This window comes from Promineifilum sp. (SeqCode) (genome assembly GCF_041918635.1).
Lineage (GTDB): Bacteria > Chloroflexota > Anaerolineae > Promineifilales > Promineifilaceae > Promineifilum.
On record NZ_JAYRVJ010000294.1, the window covers coordinates 1 to 1,722 of the forward strand.

Consider the following 1,722-nt stretch of genomic DNA (forward strand, 5'->3'; position numbering starts at 1 on the left):
CGGCTTCGCCTGGCTGGACGGCCGCGACGTAGTCGGCGTGGCCGAGGACATCTTCGCTGACCTGCGCCAGAAGGGGCTGTTCTATCGCAAGCAGCGCTATAGCCACCGCTATCCCCACTGCTGGCGTTGCGGCTCGGAATTAGTCTATCGGCTGGTGGACGAGTGGTTCATCAGCATGGGGCCGGTCTACGACAAGCCGCGCGAGGAATTGACGGCCGAGGAAAAGCGGGCCAGCCTGCGCTACCAGATCATGGATCGGGTGGATCAGATCAACTGGTATCCCGCCTTCGGCTACGACCGCGAGATGGACTGGCTGCGCAACATGCATGACTGGATGATCAGCAAGAAGCGCTTCTACGGCCTGGCGCTGCCCATCTGGGAGTGCGAGGCGTGTGGCGGCTTCACGCTGGTCGGCAGCAAGGAAGAGTTGCGGGAGCGCGCCGTCGCCGGTTGGGAGGAGTTCGAGGGGCACACGCCCCACCGCCCCTACGTGGACGCGGTCAAGATCGCCTGCCAGCATTGTGGGGCGGAGACGAGCCGCATCGGCGACGTGGGCAACCCATGGCTCGACGCGGGCATCGTCGCCTTCAGCACGCTGCACTACCGGCTGGATCGCGCGTATTGGGAGAAGTGGTATCCGGTCGACTGGATCTCGGAGAGCTTTCCCGGCCAGTATCGCAACTGGTTCTACAGCCTGCTGGCGCAAAGCACGGTACTGGCCGAGGAGCCGCCCTTCCGCAATCTGTTCGGCTACGCCACACTCTTCGCCGAGGACGGCCGCGAGATGCACAAATCGTGGGGCAACGCCATCGAGTTCAACGAGGCGGCCGAGCAGATGGGCGCGGATACGATGCGCTGGCTCTACGCCAGTTGCAAGCCGGAGCAAAATCTGCTATTTGGCTTCCACCGCGGCGACGAGACGCGGCGGCGCTTCCTCATTCCGCTGTGGAACGTCTATTCGTTCCTGGTGACGTATGCCAATGCGGATGGGTGGTCCCCCGACGGAACGGCGATGAATCGCCTGACTACGAGCGGGGGAGCGGGGGAGTTGGATCGGTGGATTGTGGCGCGGCTGGATGAGACGACGGTGGAGGTGCGGGCGGCCCTGGATGTCTATGACGCCGAGCGGGCGGCGGCGGTGCTGGAATTGTTGCTAGACGACCTGTCCAACTGGTACGTGCGCCGCTCGCGCCGCCGCTTCTGGAAGAGCGAGGCAGACGCGGACAAGGCGGCGGCCTACGCGACACTCTACCACGTACTGGTGGAGTTCGTCACGCTGCTGGCCCCGTTCATCCCGTTCACGACCGAGGTGATGTACCAGAACCTCGTGCGCTCGGTCAATCCCGACGCGCCGGCCAGCGTCCACCACCTGTTCTATCCGACGGCCGACGCGGCGGCGCTGGATCACCGGCTACTGGACAAGATGCGGCTGGCGATCAACACGGCGGCCGTGGGCCGTTCGGCGCGCGGCGCGGCTGGCAAGCTGCGCCAGCCCTTGGCGACGGCCAAGGTGTTCGTCGGCTCGGCCCAGGAGCGGCAAGACCTGGAGGAGCTGGCCGACGTACTGGCCGAGGAGATCAACGTCAAGCGCATCGAGATCGTCTCGGAAGTGGGCGAATTGGTCAGCTACAAGCTGCTGCCCAATAACCGGACGCTGGGGCCGAAGCTGGGATCGTTGTTCCCGGCGGTGCGTGGGGCGCTGACGGCGCTGGACCCGACCGC

Annotated in this window: 1 protein-coding gene; it reads left to right on the top strand. The window is 65.4% G+C overall.

The window, feature by feature from the left end:
* Positions 1–1,722: class I tRNA ligase family protein (locus tag ACE3UY_RS09615; protein WP_374687324.1), on the top strand; the 1,722-nt coding region annotated here is incomplete at both ends.